Genomic DNA, 20,813 nt, shown 5'->3' on the forward strand with positions numbered 1-20,813 from the left:
ACGTCGACGCAGATCACCTCGTGGCCGAAATCGGCGAAGCAGGCCCCCGACACCAGGCCGACATAGCCCGACCCAATCATCGCTATCCGCATCGAAAACCCTCTCTGGTCTGTCCGTCGAGCCGCGGTCGATCCCTCGTTCCGACCGCGTCCGGGTGCGATCCGTGACGTCTCGAGCCGGTCACCCGATCAGTTCGGGGCGCCCTTCGACGAAGGGGGGATTTCCGAACCGGGCGCCCATGTCAATACGATCGATCTAGGAACGAACGTGATCAGGCGTCCGGATAGTAGTTTCGGTACCATTCGACGAATGCCGCAATACCAGTCTCGAGCGATGTCTCGGGAACCTGCCCGACCAGCGATTCGAGCAGTTCGGTGCTCGCATGCGTGCGGATCACGTCGCCGGGCGGCAGCGGCTTGAGGATGCGCTGCGCCTTCCGGCCGAGGGCATCTTCCAGCGCCTCGATCATCGCGTCGAGCCGCACCGGACGACCGCCGCCGATATTGACGAGGCGGTAGGGCGCCACCTTGCTCAGGGTGTCGCCGTCCGAGACCGGACCGCCCTGCGAGGGCAGCGGCGGCACGCAATCCGCCAAACGCACGATCGCGTCGACCAGATCGTCGATATAGGTGAAGTCGCGCTCGGCCGCGCCCTCGCCGAACACCTCGATCGGCTCGCCCGCCAGGATCTTGCGGGTGAACAGGAACAGCGCCATGTCGGGCCGCCCCCACGGCCCGTAGACCGTGAAGAAGCGGAACGCCGTCGTCGGCACGGAAAACAGATGGGCGTAGGAATGCGCCATCGCCTCGCCGGCGAGCTTCGACGCGGCGTAGAGGGTCAGCGGCGAGACCGACCGGTCGGTCTCGCGGAAGGGCACGCTGGCATCCCCGCCATAGGCCGAACTCGTCGAGGCCACCATCAGGTGGCGCACCGGGTGCGCCCGCACCGCCTCGAGCACGTTGGCGAAGCCGACGAGGTTGGCATCGACATAGGAGGCGGGGTTGATCAGGCTGTAGCGCACGCCCGCCTGGGCGGCGAGGTGGAACACGATGTCGGGCTGGCCCGCCTCCATCACCTCGCGGACCGCGCCCGGAGTCTCGAGCCGCGCCTCGACCGCCGCGAACCGCTCATGCTGCGCCAGATCGCGGTGGCGGGCCCGCTTGAGATCGACGTCGTAATAGTCCGACAAGCCGTCGAACCCGGTCACGCGGTGGCCCTCGGCCAGCAGACGACGGCTGAGGGCATGGCCGACGAAGCCCGCCGAGCCGGTGACGAGAGCGTGCATGTCGGGCGGGAAACCTCTCTTGACGACGGGGCGAGTATCATCCCGATCCGTGGGTCGCAAGGAAACCCGGGGACAGGCGATTCGTGACGTTTGCTCTGTACGCAGGGTGCATGCGACCGCGACGGGGCTTGCCTGACGGACAAAGCGGCTTACTTACGATCGATCAACAGCCGAACTGATTCTCCCATTCCTGCGACTGCGCGGTCCCTGGCGATCGTCGGCGGCGCCGACGCAGCGGAGAAGCCGGGCCGGCTCGGACTTTCCCTCATCCGCGGGCATCGCCCCGCCCTCGCACCGACGTCAGCGAGTCTCAAGATACCGAGTGTCGATCCGATGAACCAACTCTTCCGCCTGCCGCAGATCGGTGAGGCCAACCCGATCGCGGAGCCGTCCGCCGAGTTCCGGGTGCCGTTCGCGCAGTCCGGCGCCTTCGTGTGCAAGTTTATCATCGGCGAGCCGAGCGATCAGGCAGTCTGCTGCGGCGCGCCTGTCGCCGACGGCAAGAGCTGGTGTGCCTATCACCGCCGCATCGTGTTCGAGCCGACCCGGCCCGGCCGCATCCGCTGACGCGCCGAACCGTTCGACCGATTTGGAGGGTGCCGCGCTCAGCGAGTGCGGCACCCTTTTTCGTGCCCGGAGCATCGTCCCGAAAGGTGGTTTCCGGCTTTCGGACCAAGACGCCGCGGCACCCGGAATCCGGATGATCGTACGATCATCCAGCCTCAATCGTAGAAATCGTACTCGCCGAGCGGGGCGAGCCGCCGCACCACGACGCCGTCGGGGTAGGCGTAGCTGCGCGAGCGCATGACGAGGTAGCCCGCCGAGCGCGCCTGCGCGATGCGGCGCGCCCGGTCATCCGGCGGCCCCTCGTCCCAAACCCGCGGACCACCCTCGTAGCGGCCGTAGGCCGGCACCGGATCGGCATAGCCGTAAACCGGACGGCGCAGGCTGCGCGGCCGCGCGGCCAGACTCTGTCGCATGGACGGTGCTGGACGCTCGCTCAAGCGCAGCGGTCGCTCGACGTGGCGGCGTGGCGGGGCCGATCGCTCGACGACGCTGCGCCGCGGCAACCGGGCGGCGCGGGCCGCCGCCTCGGCCTCGCGCTGCGCCGTCGAGCGCGCGACGGCGCGCCGGATCTGCTCCTGACGCTGCTCGGCTTGTGTCGGCGTCGGTGCGGGCTGGGCCGGTGCGGACGGGCTCCGCCGAGCCTGCGTCGGCTCGCTCTTCACCGGCTCGGGCGGCCGCTCCGTCCGGGCGGGCTCCGGCGGCTTCGCGTCGGGGGGCTTGTCCGCAGGCGTCGCCGGCTCCTGCGGCGCGGTGCGGGCCGGCGGATCGGTCCAGCTCGTCCCCTCGCCTTCGGCCTGGGCCAAGGCGACCCCGCCGACGAGCCAAGCGGCGAGAACGAGGCAGAACGGAAAGCGGCCGCTCAACATGGACACGCCCTCGGGCTGACGGAAGGAAGGGATCTGCCGGCGGACCGGCCCCTTTCGCGTCCTGCGATGAAGCGAATGAAAAATTAACCCTGAACGGTGCGGCCGTCCACGGGAAAAGCGGCCATCGCCGTCCGTCTCGAACGGGCTCCGTCCGATCCCGCGAGTTCGCCGTCCTCGCGAGGCGAAACTGACGCGATCCAGGGCACGACCATCCCGAAAAGGGGCGCGGCCGCGCAAGGCAGCGGTGCCACGGGCGATGCCGCCAGACAACGCGGAGCGCTGGATTGCCGACGCGATCAATCGGAAACGGGTTCTTCCGCCGGCGGCAAAGTACGGTAGCGCCGCCCGGCATAGAGCAGGCTCGTCCCGGCCCGCTCGGGGCGCAACGCCAGCGCGACCACCTCGCAGAGCAAAATCTCGTGCGTGCCGACCGCGGAGCGCTCGACGATGCGGCAATCGAACACGGCGAGCGCGTCGGGCAAGGTCGGCGCGCCGGTCGCGAGCGTGTCCCAACGGGCGGTGCCGAAGCGCTCGGAGCGCGGCAGCGCGCCGCCGAACGCCTCGGCGACGGAGCGCAACTCGCTCGACAGCGTGTTGACGCACACGGCGTCGTTGGCCCGGAACGCCGGATAGGCGGAGGTCGAGCGGTTAAGGCAGACCAGCAGGGTCGGCGGGGAATCGCTGACGCTGCACACCGCGGTGGCCGTGAAGCCGGCCCGGCCGCCGGGGCCGTCGGTGGTGACGAGATGCACCGCGCTCGCGACCCGCGCCATGGCCTCACGATAGGCCGGCGCGTCGAGCGCGGGATCTGGTGGGAGCATGGAGACGCGCCTCTCGGCCGGGAGCGGGAAGGGAAGGACGGCGGAGACGGATTCCCGCTCGAGCGATGCTGTGGGCACGACGATCCTCCGAGGCAAGGCCGGGCGGCGCGAAGACGCGGCGAGCGTGCCCGTGGTCGAAGGCGGGTTCTTCCGTGAAACCGGCGTTCTCTGCCGCAAAAGGGCAAAAAATCCCTACGGCTCGCCCGTGTCGTCGCCCTCCCGCGCGCGCTTCTCGCGATCGGCGCGCAGGCTCCGGCGCAGCACGACGAGCTGCCAGACGGCGAGCCCGATCAGGAGCAGTTCCAGGGCGAGCGCAGCGATCACGGGCCGGGCGGCTTTCGCGACGCATCCTCGCGGTCGCGGCGGATCGAGCGCTTGACCCGGACGAGTTGCCAGATCGCGACGCCCAAGATCACCCCGAAGGCGAGGCCGATATCGAGGGCGGCGAAGCCGTGGTCGCTCACGAGGGCGCGGAGCGGCGGAAGGCGTCGCGTTCCTCCAGCGCCTCGATCAGATCGAGGACGCGTACTGCCTGCCCGGAAAAGTCCCACCACGGCGGCAGGCCGGGCGCGGCGAGCGGCAAGGGATGGCGCTGCACCGCCTCGACCAGATAGGCGGTCTCGGGCAAAGCCGCGGCGAGCGGCTCGGCGGCGGTGAGGGTCGGGAGCGCCGCGCGGGCCAGCAGCGCCGCCTTGCGGTAGCCCGGCACGCGGGCGCGGCGGGTGACCGAATCGAGGCCGTTCGCCTCCACTGCGCGGCCGATCTCGGCGTAGATCAGGCGCGCGGCGCGGATCGCCGGGCGGCAGCCGATCGGCAGCATGGCGATGCCGGGCTCGGAGCGGGCGTAGAGCAACTCGGCCGCCGCCAACAGGCGGGCGACGATCCGGCGGAGCGCGGGCGTGGCCTGCGGGTCGGCCAGGAAAGCGGCCGGGTCGATGCCGGCTTCGTCCAACCAGTCGAGCGGCAGATAGAGGCGGCCGGCGCGGGCGTCCTCGCCGACGTCGCGGGCGATGTTGGTGAACTGCATGGCGACGCCGAGGTCGCAGGCGCGGGCGAGCGCTGCGGACTCGCGCACGCCCATGACGAGGCTCATCATCGCCCCCACCGCCCCGGCGACGCGAGCCCCATAGGCCGAGAGATCGGAGAGCGTGGCGTAGCGGCGGCCAGCCGTGTCCCAGGCGAGGCCTTCGAGCAGGGCGCGGGGCAAGGCTTCGGGGATGGCGTGGGCGGCGAGCACGTCGGCGAGCGCCCGGTCCGCCGGATGGTTCTCGGGGCGTCCGGCCTGCGCCAGCGCGAGGCGGCGCTCCAGCCGGGCGAGCGCGGCGGCGCGGTCGCCGCCCGCCTCGTCCACCGCGTCGTCGGAGAGGCGGCAGAAGGCGTAGAGCCCGTAGGCCGGGCGCCGCACCCTGGCCGGAAGCAGCATCGAGGCGGCATAGAAGCTTTTCGAGCCGGCACGGATCGCCGCCCGGCAGGCGGCGTGGTCGGCCTCCGACACGGCGAAGGAGGAATCAGACGGAAACACGCGCATCCGGCACCACGGCATCGAGAACGCGTGCGGAAGACAGCACGCCCGGCAGGCCGGCGCCGGGATGCGTCCCGGCCCCGACGAGGAAGAGATTGGCCACGTCCTCCGACCGGTTGTGCGGCCGGAACCACGCGGATTGCGTCAGCACCGGCTCCAGGCCGAAGCCGGAGCCGCGAAAGCTCAGGAAATCGTCGGCGAAATCCTGCGGCGTCGTCACCTTCGAGGTCACGAGCGACGCGGACAGCCCCGGCATCACCGTGGCTTCCAGATATTTTTCGATTTTCTTGCGGTACGGCTCGGCGAGTTGTGCCCAATCCTGGCCGCCGGCGAGGTTCGGCACCGGCGAGAGCACGTAGAAGGCGTCGCAGCCCTCAGGGGCCAGCAGCGGATCGGTCGCGGTCGGCCGGTGGAGATAGAGGCTGAAATCCTCGGCCAGGTGCTTGCGGTCGAAAATGTCGGCAAGCAGCTCGCGGTAGCGCGGGCCCATCAGGATCGTGTGGTGATCGACTTGGCCGAACTTCCGGTTCGTGCCGAAATACCAGACGAACAGCCCCATGGAGGAGGCGGCGCGCTCCAGCTTGCGCTTGCTCCAGCGGCGGGTCGTGCCGCCGAGCAGCGTCCGGTAGGTGGTGGCCGAATCGGCGTTCGAGACGACGATGTCAGCGGGGATCGTCTCGCCGCCCACCAGCGTCACCCCGGTCGCGGCCCCGCCCTCGACGCGGATCCGCGCCACGTCCGCGCCGCAGCGGATCGTGCCGCCCTGCCCCCGGATCAGCCCGGCGAGGCCATCGACGAGGCTGCCCGTCCCGCCCATGGCGAAGTGGACGCCCCATTGCCGCTCGAGATGGGCGATCAAGCAGTAGATGCCGCTCGCCCGGAACGGATTGCCGCCGATCAGCAGCGGGTGGAAGCTGAAGATCGTGCGCAGGCGCTCGTCGTGCAGGAAGCGGGCGACCACGTCGTAGACGCTGCGATGGCCGGACAACCGCAGGAGGTCGGGCGCGATGCGCAGCATGCTCCCGAATTTGTCGAACGGCACGTGGCCGAGTTCCTCGAAGCCGACGCGGCAGACGGCCTCGCTGTGGGCCATGAAGCGCTCGTAGCCCTCGACGTCGTCGGGCGAGAACCGGGCGACTTCGGCACGCATGGCTTGCCGGTCGTCGCTATAGGCGAAGCTCGACCCGTCGTCGAAGCGGATGCGGTAGAACGGGCGCATCGGCACGAGCGCCACGTCCTGCGCCATGTCGCGCCCGCACAGACGCCACAACTCTTCGAACAGGAACGGCGCGGTGACGATGGTGGGTCCGGCGTCGAAGGTGAATCCATCCTGCCGGTGGACGCGGGCGCGCCCTCCCGGCTGCTCCAGCCGCTCCAGCACGGTGACGCGGTAGCCCCGCGCCCCGAGCCGCACGGCGGCTGCCAACCCGCCGAACCCGGAGCCGATCACGACCGCGTGCGGCCGGCGATCCGGGCCATCCACGTCCATCGGCTTGACGGCGAGTGTCAACATGAGTTGACACTAAGCATTGAGGCGCGAGGCGCGCAAGGGGGCGTGAGGCGCGTCCTGATTGATCGTTTCGGAGCCGCGCCACTCCGTCATTGCGAGGCGGAGCCGAAGCAATCCAGAGCGCGACGCTGCAATGGCACGCGGAACAGCGACGCCGAAAGAGGTTCGCGGCGGCGCGCCTTTTTTGGCTGATGCGGAGCGCTGGATTGCGTCGGCTCCGCCTCGCAATGACGGGAAGAGTCGGCGGCCGACGCGATCAGGTGTCTGCCGCTTCCCGAAAAACAATCTCGGCGATGCGCCCCGGCGCCTCCTCATGGGCGAGATGTCCCAGCCCCCGCACCAGTTCGATGCGGGCGGCGGGCAGGCGGTCGCGGAGCGCGAAGGCGGTGTCGGGGCGAATCGCCTTGTCCTCGCTGCCGACGACGAGGAGCGTGCGGGTGGCGAGTTTCGGCAGGTCGCGGTCGAGCGCCGCGAGGTCCCAGTTCGCCATCATGCCGAGCGCGCCGGAGACGTGGCCGGCGCGGGTGAAGAGGCGGCGGTAGAGATCGAGCCCCGTCTGGTCGAGGCGCGAGCCGGTGCCGTCGATGAGCCGGCGCACCGCGGCCTTGTCGGCGCTCCAGGCGAAGAGTTTCGGGGTGATCGGATTGACGAACAGCAGCCGGGCCATGCTGGGGAAGAGGATGCTCGCGACACCGGGAAACGGCGTCAGCGCCCCGTTGAGCGCGACCAGCAGGTCCGGGGTGATGCGCTTATCCAGGCACAAGCGGGTCAGCACCGCCGCACCCGCTGAGTGGCCGATGGCCAGCGCAGGAGAAAATCCCAAAACATCGGTCAGCCCGGCGACCGCCTCGGCCATGCCGGGGAGCGACAGGCGGCGGGGCGGCAGCGGATCGGTGAAGCCGTGGCCCGGCAGGTCGGGGGCGAGCACGCGGTAGCGCTCGGCCAGAAGCGGCGCGAGGCCGCGCCAGGAATGGGTCGCCGCGCCGGTGCCGTGGAGCAGCAGGAGGCCGGGTTTTTTAGGGTCGCCGAACTCCTGGATGTGCCAGCGCAAGCCCGCGGCCTCGACGAAGCGGCTGGCGGCGCGGTGGGGCCAGTCGCGGCCGTCGCGCTCCCAAGTGGGGCGGTCCTCGTCGAGAAGGGGCATGAAGAACCCTGCGCTCACGCGGTGGCCGCGCGCACGGCGGCGCGCACGCTTCCCGCATCGGCCTGCGGCAGCGGGCAGTAGCGCGCCTGCGCGGCTTCCGCGAGGGCGCGCGCGCCGTCGGGCCGGGCGCCGGTGTCGATGACGAGGGTGCGCAGGCCGTGGTGGCGCAAGGCGCGGCCCGCAGCCAACGCCTCCTCGCCCGCGAGGGCCCGCCCGCCCATGCCGGAGCGGGCGACGTTGGCGCGGCCGTCGGTGAGCAGCACCACGACCGGCGTGCCGCCGGCCCGGCGCACCGCGAGGCCGAGCGCTGCGGCCGCGTCGAGCCCCGCCGCGAGCGGCGTTCCCCCGCCGCCGGGCAGGCCCGCGAGGGCGCGCTTGGCCCGCACCAGCGAACGCGTCGGCGACAGCAGCACCTCGGCACCGACGCCGCGGAAGGCCACGAGCGCCACCCGGTCGCGCCGGACGTAGGCCTCGGCGAGCAGCAGTTCGACCGCGCCCTTGGCTTCGGCCAGCCGCTCCAGGGCCGCCGATCCGGAGGCGTCGACGCAGAAGATCGCCGTGGTCTCGCTGCGCTGACGGAAGCGGCGGATGCGAAAATCCTCCGGGGCGACGATCACGCGGCGCGTCTCGCCCTCGCCCCGGCGCAGGCGCTGCCAAGGGGCGGCGGTGCGCAGGGTCGCGATCAGGTCGAGCCGCCCGCGGCGCGGATCGCCGGGCCGGCTGCCCATCGGCCGGCCATTGTGCAGGGAGGCCGCCGCGGCGCCCTTGCGGCCGGCTTCGGCCTTGCGCAGGGAGGGGCCGCCCGCGAGGAGGCGGGCTAGAAGGTCTTTCGGGATTGCCGCCTGGGCGGCTTCGAGCACGACCTCGTCGAGGTTCTTCTGGGGGCTGGATGCGTCGTCCGTGCTGTCGTCGGGAGAGGACGATTGTTCAGGCTGAGACCCGGAGTCCGGCGGCGGCTCCGCCTGCTCCTCCGGCGCGCTCGCCTCCCCTTCCTGCGGTTCGGGCGCGGGAAGCCGCGTCGCCCGCGGCGCCAGGACCAGGCGGGCGGCCTCCATCAGCGCGGCGTCGTCCGGCACCCCGCCTCCCCCGGCGATCCGCGCGGCGCGGAGCGCCAGCAGCGGGGCGCGCAGGGAGGCGATGCCGAGCGCCGCGGCGGTGGCGCAGAGGATCGTGACGGGATCGTCCTGGGGCTGCGCCGAAACAGCGCCCCGCTCCTCCCATCCCTCCCCCTCATCCTGAGGTGCGGAGCGAAGCGGAGCCTCGAAGGAGGGCTCCAGGGATCGCGCGGCGGGCTGGAGCCCTCCTTCAAGGCTGCTTCGCAGCACCTCAGGATGAGGATGGGGGTGGGATGGGGTGGTTTCCGCCTCCCGCAGGCTCACCCCGGTCAGATCGATCCGGAACGCCAGCCGATCGGCCAAAGCCTCGGCCACCGCCTCGTCCTCGATGCCCTCATCCAGCAGCACCAGCCCGATCCGGGCCGGCAGGCGGGCGGCGAGGCCGTCGCGCTCCAGGGCGACGATGCCGGTGTCGAGGGCGGAGGCGAGGCGGGCGACCGTGCCGGGCTCCAGCCGCTCGGCCATCGGCACGATCACCACGCCGCCGTCGGCTTCGGCGAGCAGGCCGCTCTGCGCCACCGGGCGGCCGGCGCGGAGCGTCGCGGGCAGGTCGAGGCCGCCGATCAGGCGGTCGTCGCCGACGCCGGGGGGCAGGCGGCGGATCGGGCCGGCGATGCGCGAGCGGAGGAGGTCGAGCCAGCGGTCGCGCACCGGGCCGGCTCCGGCGCGCAGGACGATGCCGCCGAGCCCGCGCGGATCGGCGGAGAACAGCGCGAGCGCGTGGAGGGCGTCGTCCCAGGCGGCGTTCGGTTCGGGCTCCGCCAAGGCGTCAGCGCCGGAAAAGCGCGTGCTCGACCCGGTCGCCCGCCCGGATGCCGAGCTTGGCCGCGGTGCCGGCGTTCAGTTCGAGCACCGACAGCACCGGCTCGCCCGAGGAGATGATCTGCGTCGACAGCGGCTCGGTGTCGGCGGCGATGCGGGCGATCGAGCCGTCAGAGCGGATGAACACCATGTCGAGGGGGATGTAGGTGTTCTTCATCCACATGTTGACCGGCAACGGGCGCTCGAAGTCGAACAGCATTCCGTGGTCGGCGGCCATCTGGCGTCGGTACATCAGCCCCTTGGCGCGCTGGGCGTCGTTGCGCATCACCTCGACCTTGAAAGCGCGGCGCCCGTCCCTGGTCGCGATGGCCAGCGGCTCGGTCGGCCCCTGTTCGGCGCTGGCCGCCGGTGCCTCGGCGCGGGGCGCGGTCGGCGGGACGGCGAAGGTCGCGAGGCAGACGAGGACGATCTTCGAAAGAACGCGCACGGAAAGAACCCCGTCAGTGGGAGGCCGGAAGCGCCCCGTCGACGAGGCGGACTTCCGCCGCCATAGCACCCTTCGAGCCGTCGCCGTAGCGCACCAGCACCGTCTCGCCGGGCTTCAGCTCGGCGATGCCGTAGCGGCGCAGCGTCTCCATGTGGACGAAGATGTCCGGCGTGCCGTCGCCGCGGCTGACGAAGCCGAAGCCGCGCAGGCGGTTGAACCACTTCACCACCGCGGTCTCCAGCCCGCTCGTCGGCGTCACCGAGACGTGGGTGCGCGGCATCGGCAGTTCGGAGGGGTGGGTCGCGGTCGACTGGTCGAGCGAGATCACCCGGAAGGTCTGCCAGCCGCGGGCGCGGCGCACCGCCTCGACGACGATGCGCGCGCCCTCGCTCGCGGCCTGATGCCCGTCGCGGCGCAGGCAGGTGATGTGCAGGAGAACGTCCGGCGAGCCGTCGTCGGGCACGATGAACCCGAAACCCTTCGACACGTCGAACCACTTGATGCGGCCGGCGATCTCCACGAGGTCGAGCGGCGGCTCGGCCTCCGCCGCGTGATCGAGGCCCCTGGTATGGTCCTTGGCCTCGGCGGACCGGGCGAGACTCGGACCGATCTCGTGTTCGTTCGACATGTAAGCAACCCGTGCCGAATCGCGCCGTGCAATTCCGACGCTACGTTAACAAAGTCCCGATTCCCGGAAAGCCCGTTTGACCGGCAACGGGACATTCCACGGAACCAATTTTGCCCGCCATGGCGGCGGCGCCTCACTGCCGATGACGCGCGCTTGGGCAGAGGCCCGCACGCCCGTCCTCGCCCCGGCCGAGCCGGGGTGATAGGGCCGCGCGCATGCCGGCTCCTTCCCCTTCCGCCGCCGTGCCGCGCGGCCGCATCGATGCCCTCGACGTCGCCCGCGGGACTGCGCTCGCCGCGATGGCGAGCTACCACACCCTGTGGGATCTGGGCTTCCTCAGGCTGACGCCGGAGAACCATGCCCTGACCCCGCCGGGGCGGCTCGCGGCGCACGTCATCGCCGGCGCGTTCCTGCTGCTCGTTGGCATCGGGCTGGTGCTCGCCAACGGGCGCGGCGTGCCCCTCAAGGCGTTCGGCTTGCGGATCGCCCGCATCGGCGGGGCGGCGGCGCTCATCACGGGGGCGACGTATCTCGCGTTTCCGCAGAGCTACATCTTCTTCGGCATCCTGCACTGCATCGCGGCCGCGAGCCTGCTCGGCCTGCCCTTCGTGTTCGCGCCGGTCTGGATCACGGCGCTCACGGCGATGGCCGTGCTGCTGGCGCCCTCGGTGATCGTGCATCCGCTGCTCGACGCGCCGGAATTGTACTTCCTCGGGCTCGGCCGGCTGCGGCCGGACACCAACGACTGGGTGCCGCTGTTTCCCTGGTCCGGGATGGTGCTCGCCGGCATCGCGCTCGCCCGGCTCGGCGGGCCGTTTCTCGTGAGCGGGCCGCTCGCCCGCTGGCGGGCGCGGCACGGGATCGCCCGCGCGGCGGCCTTCGCCGGGCGCCACAGCCTCGCGTTCTATCTCGTGCACCAGCCGGTGTTGCTGGCCCTGCTCTACGGTGTCGTCAGCCTCACCGGCCCGCATCCGCGGGCGGGCGCGGCGAGCTTTCGGGCGACCTACGCGGCGAACTGCGTCCGCACCGGCGGCGGGGCGGAGTCGTGCCGGGTCGCGGCGCGCTGCACGGAGCAGGCGTTGCGGCGTGAGGGATTGTGGGGCTTGGGCGCGCCCTATGCGCCGGAGCAGCGGCTCAAGGCGCAGGGGCTGTCGCAGGCCTGCTACGAGGCGGCGGAGGGAACGGCGCCGGCGCCGTGACCTGGGACGGGAACATCGCGGGTCCCCTTCCCCCTTGCGGGAACGGTTTACGGGCGGGGGTCGGGCAGAAGGCACCGCCTCCGCCTCATCCTGAACCACCCCCACCTCCGGCTCCTCCCCACAAGGGGGAGGAGAAGCGCCCCTTCCGGACCGCCGAGAGGTGCCGGCTCAGTCCTTCGCACGCTCCACGTACGACCCGTCGGCCGTCATGATGACGACGCGGGTGCCGGCGGAGATGTGGGGCGGGACGCTCGTCTTCACGCCGTTGGAGAGAATCGCCGGCTTGTAGGACGAGGAGGCGGTCTGGCCCTTCGTCACCGGCTCGGTCTCGACGATCTCCAGCGTCACGCGCTGGGGCAGCTCGATCGTCAGCGGCACGCCGTTGTGGGTCGAGAGCGTGACGGTCATGTTTTCCTGGAGATAGGGGGCGGCGTCACCGACCACGTCCGCCGGCACCGCGATCTGCTCGTAGTTTTCGGGGTTCATGAAGTGGAACCCTTCGCCGTCCTGATACAGGAAGGTGTGGTCGCGGTCCTCGACGAAGGCCCGCTCGACCTGCTCGGTGGTGCGGTAGCGCTCGGCGATCTTCACGCCGTCGGTGATGCGGCGCATGTCGAGCTGGGTGACCGGGGTGCCCTTGCCGGGGTGGATGTTCTCCGCCGTCAGGATGACGTAGAGCTTGCCGTCCTTCTCGACGACGTTGCCCTTGCGAAGGGTACTGGCGATCACTTTCACGAGCGTGGACCTTAGGCTTGACGAGAACGGCACTGCCCCACACGCCGGACGGCCGTGCGAGCGGAATCATCCGCGAGGCCCTACCCTATCCGCGCCCCCGTTGCCAGCCGGAGACCTTTTCCGCGTGAGTGCCGAGGCCTCGCCCTGGTGGCAGCCGGCCGTCCACGCGGATCGCCGGCCCCTGCTGATGACCCGCAACCGCATCGTCGCGTCCTTGCGCGGCTGGTTCGGGAGCCGTGACTTCGTCGAGGTCGAGGCCGCCGCGCTCCAGGTGTCGCCGGGCAACGAGGCGCATCTCTCGGCCTTCGCCACCGAAGCGATCCTGCCCGATGGCGGGCGGGCGCCGCTCTATCTCCACACCTCGCCGGAATTCGCCTGCAAGAAGCTGCTGGCGGCGGGCGAGACGCGGCTGTTCAGCCTCGCCCGCGTGTTCCGCAACCGCGAGCGGGGCGCGCTGCACCACCCCGAGTTCACGATGCTCGAATGGTACCGGGCGGGCGAGACCTACGACAGTCTGATGGCCGATTGCGCCGCCCTGCTGGCGCTCGCCGCCGAGGCTGCGGGCACGAAGCGGCTCAGTTTCCGCGGTCGGCATTCAGACCCGTTCGCCCCCTTCGAGCGGCTGACGCTGGCGGAAGCCTTCGAGCGCCATGCCGCCATCGATCTGCTGGCCACCCTCGCGGCGGACGGCGCCACCGACCGGGAGGCGCTGGCCGCGCAGGTGGTGACGCGTGGCCTGCGGGTCGCCGCCGACGACAGCTGGGCCGACCTGTTCAGCCGCGTCCTCGTCGGCCTGATCGAGCCGCATCTCGGCAAGGACCGGCCGACCATCCTGTGCGAGTACCCCGTGAGCGAGGCGGCGCTCGCACGGCCCGTCCCCTACGATCCGCGGGTGGCCGAGCGGTTCGAGCTCTATGCCTGCGGCGTCGAGCTCGCCAATGCCTTCGGCGAACTGACCGACCCCGCCGAGCAGCGCCGCCGCTTCGAACTGGAGATGGCCGAGAAGGCGCGGGTCTACGGCGAGCGCTATCCGATCGACGAGGATTTCCTGGAGGCGCTGGCGATCATGCCCGAGGCGAGCGGCATCGCGCTGGGTCTCGACCGGCTGGTGATGCTGGCGACCGGCGCGCCACGGATCGACGACGTGGTGTGGACGCCGGTGGCGCGGGGCGGTGCGCGGTGAGCGTTTCTCCATTTGAGCGCGCCGACAAGAACCCTCCCCCCTCTGCGGGGGAGGGTGTCTGCGGAGCAGACGGGAGAGGGGGCGACGGTGCCGGAAGCGTCGCTCCCCTCACCCGACCCGCTTCGCGGGCCACCCTCTCCCGCGGAGGGGAGAGGGACTCGCGCGTGCTCAAGAGCGTCGGCGCTCTGGCGGAAGCCGGCCTTGTTGACGCGGAGAGACTTCCCGCTCTCGAACGCGTCGCCGCTCGCTACGCCGTCTCGCTCACCCCCGACATCGCCGAGCTGATCGACCCTGCCGACCCGGCCGACCCCATCGCCCGCCAGTTCATCCCCCGCGCGGAAGAGATCGAGACGACGCCGGAAGAACGCGCCGACCCGATCGGCGACGACGCGCACAGCCCCCTCCCCGGACTCGTCCATCGCTATCCCGACCGTGTGCTGCTCAAACCCCTGCATATCTGCCCGGTCTATTGCCGCTTCTGCTTCCGCCGCGAGCGGGTCGGGCCCGACGGTCACGGAAGCTTGAGCGAGGCGGAACTTGCAGCCGCCTACGCCTACATCGCGGCGCACGAGGAGATCTGGGAAGTCGTGCTCACCGGCGGCGATCCCTTCGCCCTCTCGCCCCGGCGGCTCGGCGCCATCGCGGAAGCGCTCGGCGCGATCCCCCACGTGAAGGTGCTGCGCCTCCACACCCGCGTGCCGGTGGTGGAGCCCGCCCGCGTCGATGCGAACCTCGTCGCGTCCCTCAAGAAATTTACCGGCGCGGTCTACGTGGCGCTCCATGCCAACCATCCGCGCGAGTTCTCGGAGGCGGCGCGGGCGGCTTGCGCCCGGCTGGTCGATGCCGGCCTCCCGATGGTGAGCCAGAGCGTGCTGCTGCGGGGCGTCAACGACGACGCGGCCACGCTGGAGGCCCTGATGCGCCGCTTCGTCGAGAACCGGATCAAGCCCTACTACCTGCATCACGGCGATCTCGCGCCGGGCACCGGCCACCTGCGCACCGGGCTCCCCGAGGGGCAGGCGCTGATGCGCGCTTTACGCGGGCGCCTGTCGGGCCTCGCGCAACCGACCTACGTGCTCGACATTCCCGGCGGCCACGGCAAGGTGCCGGTCGGGCCGGGCTACCTCGACGAATCGCGGGGCGGCTGGCACGTCACCGACCCGCAGGGCACGGTGCATCCCTATCCGCCGAAGGACGAGTCATGACGCGCAGGCTGTGGGGACGGGCGAGTTCGGGCAACGTCCAGAAGGCGATCTGGGCGCTCGAAGAGCTGGCCCTGCCCTACGAGCACATCGAGGCGGGCGGTACCCACGGCATCGTCGGCGAGGCGCGCTACCAAGCCATGAATCCCAACGGCCTCGTGCCGACGCTGGAAGAAGACGGGTTCGTCCTGTGGGAATCGAACGCGATCCTGCGCTATCTGGCGCAGGCCCATGCCGATGCCCTTGGCGGCGTGCTGGCGCTTCCCGAAAATCCCCGCGAGCGGGCGCTGATCGACCAGTGGCTCGACTGGCAGGCCACCGCCTTCACCCCGGCCATGCGCGACGCCTTCCTCCAGCTCGTGCGGGTCGCGCCCGAGAAGCGCAACGCCGACGTGATCGAAGCTTCGCGGGCCGCGAGCGAGCGCTGCGCCGCGATGCTCGACCGGCATCTGGCGGGCACGCCGTACGTGGCGGGCGAACGCTTCTCCATCGCCGACATCGCGGTGGGCTGTGCCGCCCACCGTTGGCTGATCCTGCCGTTCGACAAGGAAGAACGCCCGAACGTCGTCGCGTGGCGAGACCGGCTGGCGCAACGTCCGGCCGGATCGTCCGTTCTGACGCTGCCGCTGACCTGAGCGATCCGGCGGAGGTCATCCCGTGACGGACGCCGCGCCCCGACCGACCGGACCCAAGATGTTCTTCCCGCTGTCGAAGCTGATCTTCTTCGTCATCACGCCGTCGAATTTCCTGATCCTGCTCGGGTTGCTCGGCTGCCTGCTGCTGTTCACGGAGGTGGGCCGAAACCTGGGGCGGGCAATGGCGCTCGCGGGCTTCCTCGGCCTGCTGGTGGCGGGCCTCGGGCCGCTCTCGGCCTGGGTGCTGATGCCGCTGGAGAACCGGTTTCCGCCCTTCGCCGACGACGGCGCGCCGGTCGCCGGCATCGTCGTGCTCGGCGGCGCGGTCGAGGCCGACACATCGATCTCCCGCGACCAGATCACCGTGAACGATGCGGGCGAGCGGGAGATCGCGCTCGCGGACCTCGCCCGGCGCTATCCGCAGGCCCGGCTCGTCTTCTCCGGCGGCAGCGGCACGATGCGCGAGCACGCGATCTCGGAGGCCGAGATCGTCAGCCGCTTCGCCGACAGCCTCGGCGTGCCGCGCAACCGGCTGATCCTCGAACAGCAATCCCGCAACACCCGCGAGAACGCGGTGTTCTCCGCCCGCATGACGCAGCCGAAGCCCGGCGAACGCTGGCTGCTCGTCACCTCCGCCTGGCACATGCCCCGCGCCATGGGCTGCTTCCGCGAGGCGGGGTTTTCGGTGACGGCCTATCCGGTCGATTACCGCACCAGCGGCCCGCGCGACGCCTATCGCCTCACCACCTTCGCCTCCGATGGGCTCTCCGAATTCGACATCGGCGTGAAGGAATGGATCGGGCTGATCGCCTACAAGCTCGCGGGCTATACCAAGGCGTGGATGCCGGCGCCGTAAGTCTTCACGCGCGCGGCGTGCCCAGGCGGTAGATCCCGCGAAAGTCGTCCGGGTCGGCCACCGGCTTGCCCTTGCGGACGATTTGCACCCGTCCCTGCTTCGTCAGCCGCACGGCCACGCGCCGCACCGGCTGCATCAACGGCCCCCAACCGTCGGGATGGGGCCCGCCCAATGCGCGGGCGACCTCGGAGGGGCAGCAGGTCTTGTCCGCGCCTCGCTCCGCGACGAGGCGCAGCATCGTCTCCTCGATCTCGGCGTCACTGGCCATGGTCATCCTCCTCGGCGAGCAGCGCCGCGCGGATCGGCGAGGCGAACTGGCGCCGCCACATCACCCACACCACGCTTCCCGTGGCCAGCATCATCACCGGCGCGCTCACGAACCAGCCGAGATAGGCCAGCGCGAACAGGAAGGCGCGCTGTCCCTTGGCGAAATGCGAGCCCGCCGCGACGTTCATGGCGCCGGCCCGCTCGGCGGCGCGGCGCATCACGTCCTCGGAGGCGCCCGAGCCCTTCGGCGGCACCGCGCCGATCAGGATGGCGCCGTAGTTGAACAGCCGGTAGGCCCAGGCGAACTTGAAGAAGGCGTAGACGAACACGACCGCGAGCCCCGCGACCTTGATCTCCCAGGTCGCCCGCGTCGTCGTCGCGCCGAACGGCAGCGCCGAGAACAGGTTGAGCACGTCGTCGCCCGAGCGCGACAGGGTCAGCACCGAGCCGAGCGCGATCAGCGAGGTCGACGCGAAGAAGGCGGTGCCGTTCTGCAGCGAGGCGTTGATGGTGGTATCGACCACGCGGTTGTCGCGGGCGATCATCTGGGCCGCCCAGTTGCGCCGCTGGCGGTTCATGATCTGGCTGAGGCTCAAGCGGTCGCCCCGGCGGCGCTGCACCGCGAGGCTGTAGCCGACCCAGGCCGCGACGAAGAACAGGAGCGCGGCGAGGTCGAGGGGCGAGAAGGCGCGGATGTCCCACATCGTCAGCGCGTCACCCTGTCCGTTCGGTTCGAAGCCATGCCCGCGCCGCTACAGGCCGCGGGCCCGAGCGGCAAGCCCCGATCAGGACAGGATCTCGAAACCCTCACCCGCGAACGGCTCGGCCTCTCCGACCGCGATGTCGTCCACGCGGGCCATGAAGGGGCCGCGGCGGCACTCGGCGAGCAGCGCCTCGACGGCTTCGTCAGAGCCGGAGAACAACGCCTCGACCGTGCGGTCGGGCCGATTGCGGACCCAGCCGGCGACCTTGTGATGGAGCGCGCGCTTCCGCGTCCAGGCCCGGTAGGACACGCCCTGCACGCGGCCCGAGATCACCGCGCGGATCGTCCTCGTCTGCGAATTCAACCCGATCGACCTCCCGCCTGTCGCCCCTCGCCTACCACGCTCCGGAAGCCGGAGCGCGGCGCTGCCAGCCGCGGATTTCCTGAAGATAGGGGCCGGGCAGCTGCGCTGCCTGCCCGGCGGCGAGCACGGCTTCGAGATAGCCCGGCCGGGGAATGCCCGGCGGCGGGCTGCGGCCGAGATAGATCAGGGCGCGCTTGATGCCGGCCTCGGTGAGGACGGGCTGATGCGCCTTCACGTACAGCCCGCCGGCCACGCCCTCGTAGCGATCGAGCGCCGGAACGTCGGAGAGCGCCAGCTCCCACAACACGCCCCACACCGTGGCGCCCGACGCGCGGACCACGGAGGCCCAACCCTCCCGCATGATGACGAAGCGGTGCCGCGGCAGCCGCCCGCGCCCGATCAGCCGCGAGGCCGGACAGCGCAGGGCCATGGCGGCGGCGTCCATGTTGGCGCCGTAAGCGAAGTAGAGCGGCATTTTTGTATGAGAGGGGTGCGAGTGGTGGGCCTACTCGCCGGGCGCGCGCTTTTCCCGCGCCTCGTCGCGCTTGATCGCCCAATCGTTGGCGTAAACGGCCAGCCAGCCCATAACGACAAGCGTCGCCGGGAGCACGAAGGTGACGAAAATCTCCCCCGAACTCATGGCTTGAGCCTCCGTAACGCGTGTCGAGCACACCAATGTAGGCAGCCGCCGGCCATAAGCCAAATCACCGCGAAGGCGCCGGCCCTGAAACTCAGCGGTGGCGCACTGGCAACGCCGAAGCTCATGGCGCTGATCGGTGTCACCACGCCGATCACGATGCAGGCGACGGCCACGTTGTTGAGGCCCGTCGCCAGCAATTTCGTCTGCTCGTTGTGGACCTGGCTCACGGAGGCCGCGTTGCCGGGCCCTCGGGTCCGATCACTCGAACTCCATGATCACGGCATCGACCGCGAGGCTGTCGCCTTCCTTCGCGGCGATCTTGGAGACCTTGCCGTCGCGCTCGGCGCGCAGGACGTTCTCCATCTTCATCGCCTCGACGATGGCCAGAGGCTCGCCGTTCTTCACCTCCTGGCCTTCCGCGACCATGATCTGCTTCACGAGGCCCGGCATCGGGCAGAGCAGCTGCTTGCCGGAATTGGCGTTCTCCTTGACCGGCATCAGGTCGGCGAGTTCGGCCTCGCGGCGGGTGAAGACGCGGGCCTCGGCCGCCGCGCCCTGGTGCTGCAGGAACGCACCGTTGAGGAGCGGGCGCACCTGGATCGCCACGGTCTCGTCGCCGACGGTGCCGGACCAGACCGGCTCGCCGGGGCGCCACGCGCTGCGCACCGGCACCACCACGCCGTCCTCGCCCGTCACCAGGAGGTCGGTGCCGACGGTGTCCACGGTGACGGCGAAGCGCTGGCCGGAGAGCACCACCACGCGCTCGCGCTGGAAGGCGAGCAGGCTCGGGTCGCGCATCTGGCCGGAGATGCCGCGCTTGCGCGTGTTGAGCTTGTGGTCGATCGCCGCCGCGACCGCGGCCATCCGCAGGGCGACCTTGCCCTCGGGTTCCGGCGCGGTGAAGCCTTCCGGGAACTCCTCCTTGATGAAGCCCGTCGAGAGCGCGCCCTCGCGCCAGCGCGGATGGGCCATCAGGGTGGCGAGGAACGGGATGTTGTGGCGGATGCCGTCGATGGCGAAGGCATCGAGCGCCTGGGCCTGCGACTCGATCGCGGCCAACCGGGTCGGCGCCCAGGTGACGAGCTTGGCGATCATCGGATCGTAGTGGATCGCGATCTCGCCGCCCTCCTCCACGCCGGTGTCGTTGCGCACGATCGCCTCGCCGAACTGGCCCTCCGCCGGCGGTTGGTAGACCGTGAGCCGGCCGATCGAGGGCAGGAAGTTGCGGGTCGGGTCCTCGGCGTAGACGCGGCTCTCCACCGCCCAGCCGTTCAGCTTCACGTCGTCCTGGCTCAGCGGCAGCGTCTCGCCGGCCGCGACCCGGATCATCAGCTCGACGAGGTCGAGCCCGGTGATCATCTCGGTGACCGGGTGTTCCACCTGCAGGCGGGTGTTCATCTCGAGGAAGTAGAACGACTTGTCCTGGCCGGCGACGAACTCGACCGTGCCGGCGGAATCGTAGTTCACGGCTTTTGCCAGCGCGACCGCCTGCTCGCCCATCTTCCGGCGGGTCTCCTCGTCGAGGAGCGGGCTGGGGGCCTCCTCGATGACCTTCTGGTTGCGGCGCTGGATCGAGCATTCGCGCTCGCCGAGGTAGATCACGTTTCCGTGCTTGTCGCCGATCACCTGGATCTCGATGTGGCGCGGATCGGTGATGAATTTCTCCACGAACACGCGGTCGTCACCGAAGGACGAGGACGCCTCCGACTTCGCGCGCTCGAACCCCTCCTTCACCTCGGAGGCCGATTCGGCGATGCGCATCCCCTTGCCGCCGCCGCCGGCCGAGGCCTTGATCATCACCGGATAGCCGATCTCGTCGGCGATCTTCACGGCGTGCTCCGGGCTCTCGATCACGCCGAGGAAGCCCGGAACGGTCGAGACGTTCGCTTCGGCTGCGGCCTTCTTCGATTCGATCTTATCGCCCATGGCGGCGATGGCGCCCGGATTCGGGCCGATGAAGACGATGCCGTGCTCGGCCAAAGCCTTCGGGAAGGATTCGCGCTCGGACAGGAAGCCGTAGCCCGGATGCACGGCCTGCGCCCCGGTCTGCTTGCAAGCCTCGATGATCTTCTCGATGACGAGGTAGGACTGCGCGGCGGGCGCCGGGCCGATATGGACGGCCTCGTCGGCCATCGCCACGTGGACGGCGTCGCGGTCGGCATCCGAGTAGACCGCCACCGTCTTGATGCCCATCCGCCGGGCGGTCTTGATGACGCGGCAGGCGATCTCGCCCCGGTTGGCAATCAGGATTTTTTCGAACATCGCTGTCGCTTCTTCTTGGGAGACCGTTCCGGCTCACCCCTCCCGAAGGCGAGCGGAATT

26 protein-coding genes are annotated in these 20,813 nt (G+C 70.7%); 6 read left to right on the plus strand and 20 right to left on the minus strand.

Annotated features, from left to right (window positions below; translation table 11 throughout):
- On the minus strand, positions 1-92 hold a 92-nt coding region (locus HNR00_RS22330), incomplete at its 3' end, for a hypothetical protein (RefSeq protein WP_183566517.1).
- Between the two features lie 179 nt (positions 93-271).
- A complete protein-coding gene (locus HNR00_RS22335; protein WP_183573231.1) occupies positions 272-1,285 on the minus strand; it encodes an NAD-dependent epimerase/dehydratase family protein in 1,014 nt (337 codons plus the stop codon).
- 333 nt (positions 1,286-1,618) lie between these two features.
- Between HNR00_RS22335 and HNR00_RS22340 the strand changes: the two genes are divergently transcribed.
- Complete coding sequence (locus HNR00_RS22340) at positions 1,619-1,852, plus strand: GcrA family cell cycle regulator (protein WP_056243178.1); 234 nt, start codon at positions 1,619-1,621, stop codon at positions 1,850-1,852.
- A 155-nt stretch (positions 1,853-2,007) separates the two neighbouring features.
- Here HNR00_RS22340 and HNR00_RS22345 read toward each other — a convergent pair whose 3' ends face one another.
- From HNR00_RS22345 to HNR00_RS22385, 10 genes are all read right to left on the minus strand, one after another.
- Positions 2,008-2,718: a hypothetical protein gene (locus tag HNR00_RS22345; RefSeq protein ID WP_183573233.1), complete on the minus strand. Its 711-nt coding sequence runs from the start codon at positions 2,716-2,718 to the stop codon at positions 2,008-2,010.
- A gap of 296 nt (positions 2,719-3,014) precedes the next feature.
- Positions 3,015-3,539 (minus strand): flavin reductase, encoded by a 525-nt coding sequence (locus HNR00_RS22350; RefSeq protein ID WP_183573235.1) that lies wholly within the window; start codon positions 3,537-3,539, stop codon positions 3,015-3,017.
- Positions 3,540-3,731: 192 nt separating this feature from the next.
- Positions 3,732-3,863: a hypothetical protein gene (locus HNR00_RS25875; RefSeq protein ID WP_281383345.1), complete on the minus strand. Its 132-nt coding sequence runs from the start codon at positions 3,861-3,863 to the stop codon at positions 3,732-3,734.
- On the minus strand, positions 3,860-4,003 hold the full coding sequence (locus HNR00_RS22355; protein ID WP_183573237.1) for a hypothetical protein: 144 nt from the start codon (positions 4,001-4,003) through the stop codon (positions 3,860-3,862). The genes HNR00_RS25875 and HNR00_RS22355 overlap by 4 nt, the downstream gene beginning before the upstream one ends.
- Entirely contained in the window at positions 4,000-5,067 is a 1,068-nt protein-coding gene (locus HNR00_RS22360; protein ID WP_183573239.1) for a phytoene/squalene synthase family protein, read from the minus strand. The genes HNR00_RS22355 and HNR00_RS22360 overlap by 4 nt, the downstream gene beginning before the upstream one ends.
- Positions 5,048-6,574, minus strand: a complete 1,527-nt coding sequence (locus tag HNR00_RS22365; RefSeq protein ID WP_183573241.1) for a phytoene desaturase — start codon at positions 6,572-6,574, stop codon at positions 5,048-5,050. Before HNR00_RS22365 ends, HNR00_RS22360 begins: the two co-directional genes overlap by 20 nt.
- Positions 6,575-6,827: 253 nt before the next feature.
- Complete coding sequence (bchO, locus tag HNR00_RS22370) at positions 6,828-7,715, minus strand: alpha/beta fold hydrolase BchO (RefSeq protein WP_183573243.1); 888 nt, start codon at positions 7,713-7,715, stop codon at positions 6,828-6,830.
- 14 nt (positions 7,716-7,729) lie between these two features.
- The gene (locus HNR00_RS22375) at positions 7,730-9,595 is read right to left on the minus strand and encodes a magnesium chelatase subunit D (RefSeq protein ID WP_183573245.1); all 1,866 of its coding nucleotides are present in this window, start codon (positions 9,593-9,595) and stop codon (positions 7,730-7,732) included.
- A 4-nt stretch (positions 9,596-9,599) separates the two neighbouring features.
- Complete coding sequence (locus tag HNR00_RS22380) at positions 9,600-10,079, minus strand: DUF192 domain-containing protein (protein ID WP_183573247.1); 480 nt, start codon at positions 10,077-10,079, stop codon at positions 9,600-9,602.
- 13 nt (positions 10,080-10,092) lie between these two features.
- Complete coding sequence (locus HNR00_RS22385) at positions 10,093-10,707, minus strand: cold-shock protein (protein ID WP_210306636.1); 615 nt, start codon at positions 10,705-10,707, stop codon at positions 10,093-10,095.
- Between the two features lie 215 nt (positions 10,708-10,922).
- On the opposite strand from HNR00_RS22385, the gene HNR00_RS22390 reads away from it, so the two are divergent.
- Positions 10,923-11,906, plus strand: a complete 984-nt coding sequence (locus HNR00_RS22390) for a heparan-alpha-glucosaminide N-acetyltransferase (protein WP_183573249.1) — start codon at positions 10,923-10,925, stop codon at positions 11,904-11,906.
- A 168-nt stretch (positions 11,907-12,074) separates the two neighbouring features.
- Here HNR00_RS22390 and efp read toward each other — a convergent pair whose 3' ends face one another.
- On the minus strand, positions 12,075-12,641 hold the full coding sequence (gene efp, locus HNR00_RS22395; RefSeq protein ID WP_183573251.1) for an elongation factor P: 567 nt from the start codon (positions 12,639-12,641) through the stop codon (positions 12,075-12,077).
- Positions 12,642-12,765: 124 nt separating this feature from the next.
- Between efp and epmA the strand changes: the two genes are divergently transcribed.
- The 4 genes from epmA (at position 12,766) to HNR00_RS22415 (ending at position 16,517) form a co-directional block, all read left to right on the plus strand.
- Positions 12,766-13,824, plus strand: coding sequence for an EF-P lysine aminoacylase EpmA (gene epmA / locus HNR00_RS22400; protein ID WP_183573253.1), 1,059 nt, complete (start codon positions 12,766-12,768; stop codon positions 13,822-13,824).
- A 164-nt stretch (positions 13,825-13,988) separates the two neighbouring features.
- Positions 13,989-15,029, plus strand: a complete 1,041-nt coding sequence (locus tag HNR00_RS22405; RefSeq protein WP_183573255.1) for a lysine-2,3-aminomutase-like protein — start codon at positions 13,989-13,991, stop codon at positions 15,027-15,029.
- Positions 15,026-15,661: a glutathione S-transferase family protein gene (locus tag HNR00_RS22410; RefSeq protein ID WP_183573257.1), complete on the plus strand. Its 636-nt coding sequence runs from the start codon at positions 15,026-15,028 to the stop codon at positions 15,659-15,661. Before HNR00_RS22405 ends, HNR00_RS22410 begins: the two co-directional genes overlap by 4 nt.
- Positions 15,662-15,719: 58 nt before the next feature.
- On the plus strand, positions 15,720-16,517 hold the full coding sequence (locus tag HNR00_RS22415) for a YdcF family protein (RefSeq protein ID WP_183573352.1): 798 nt from the start codon (positions 15,720-15,722) through the stop codon (positions 16,515-16,517).
- A gap of 4 nt (positions 16,518-16,521) precedes the next feature.
- Here the strand turns inward: HNR00_RS22415 and HNR00_RS22420 are convergent, their stop codons facing one another.
- From HNR00_RS22420 to HNR00_RS22445, 7 genes are all read right to left on the minus strand, one after another.
- On the minus strand, positions 16,522-16,785 hold the full coding sequence (locus HNR00_RS22420; RefSeq protein ID WP_183573259.1) for a DUF3253 domain-containing protein: 264 nt from the start codon (positions 16,783-16,785) through the stop codon (positions 16,522-16,524).
- Positions 16,775-17,488, minus strand: coding sequence for a DUF599 domain-containing protein (locus HNR00_RS22425; RefSeq protein WP_183573261.1), 714 nt, complete (start codon positions 17,486-17,488; stop codon positions 16,775-16,777). Before HNR00_RS22425 ends, HNR00_RS22420 begins: the two co-directional genes overlap by 11 nt.
- A gap of 81 nt (positions 17,489-17,569) precedes the next feature.
- A complete protein-coding gene (locus tag HNR00_RS22430; RefSeq protein WP_183573263.1) occupies positions 17,570-17,851 on the minus strand; it encodes an acylphosphatase in 282 nt (93 codons plus the stop codon).
- Between the two features lie 31 nt (positions 17,852-17,882).
- Complete coding sequence (locus HNR00_RS22435) at positions 17,883-18,326, minus strand: gamma-glutamylcyclotransferase family protein (protein ID WP_183573266.1); 444 nt, start codon at positions 18,324-18,326, stop codon at positions 17,883-17,885.
- A gap of 30 nt (positions 18,327-18,356) precedes the next feature.
- Positions 18,357-18,491, minus strand: a complete 135-nt coding sequence (locus HNR00_RS25880) for a hypothetical protein (protein ID WP_281383344.1) — start codon at positions 18,489-18,491, stop codon at positions 18,357-18,359.
- Positions 18,488-18,718, minus strand: coding sequence for a hypothetical protein (locus tag HNR00_RS22440; protein ID WP_183573268.1), 231 nt, complete (start codon positions 18,716-18,718; stop codon positions 18,488-18,490). Before HNR00_RS22440 ends, HNR00_RS25880 begins: the two co-directional genes overlap by 4 nt.
- Before the next feature lie 31 nt (positions 18,719-18,749).
- Positions 18,750-20,753 (minus strand): acetyl-CoA carboxylase biotin carboxylase subunit, encoded by a 2,004-nt coding sequence (locus HNR00_RS22445; RefSeq protein ID WP_183573270.1) that lies wholly within the window; start codon positions 20,751-20,753, stop codon positions 18,750-18,752.
- Positions 20,754-20,813 lie beyond the last annotated feature (60 nt).

The sequence above is a fragment of the Methylorubrum rhodinum genome, assembly GCF_014199935.1.
Taxonomy (GTDB): Bacteria; Pseudomonadota; Alphaproteobacteria; order Rhizobiales; family Beijerinckiaceae; genus Methylobacterium; species Methylobacterium rhodinum.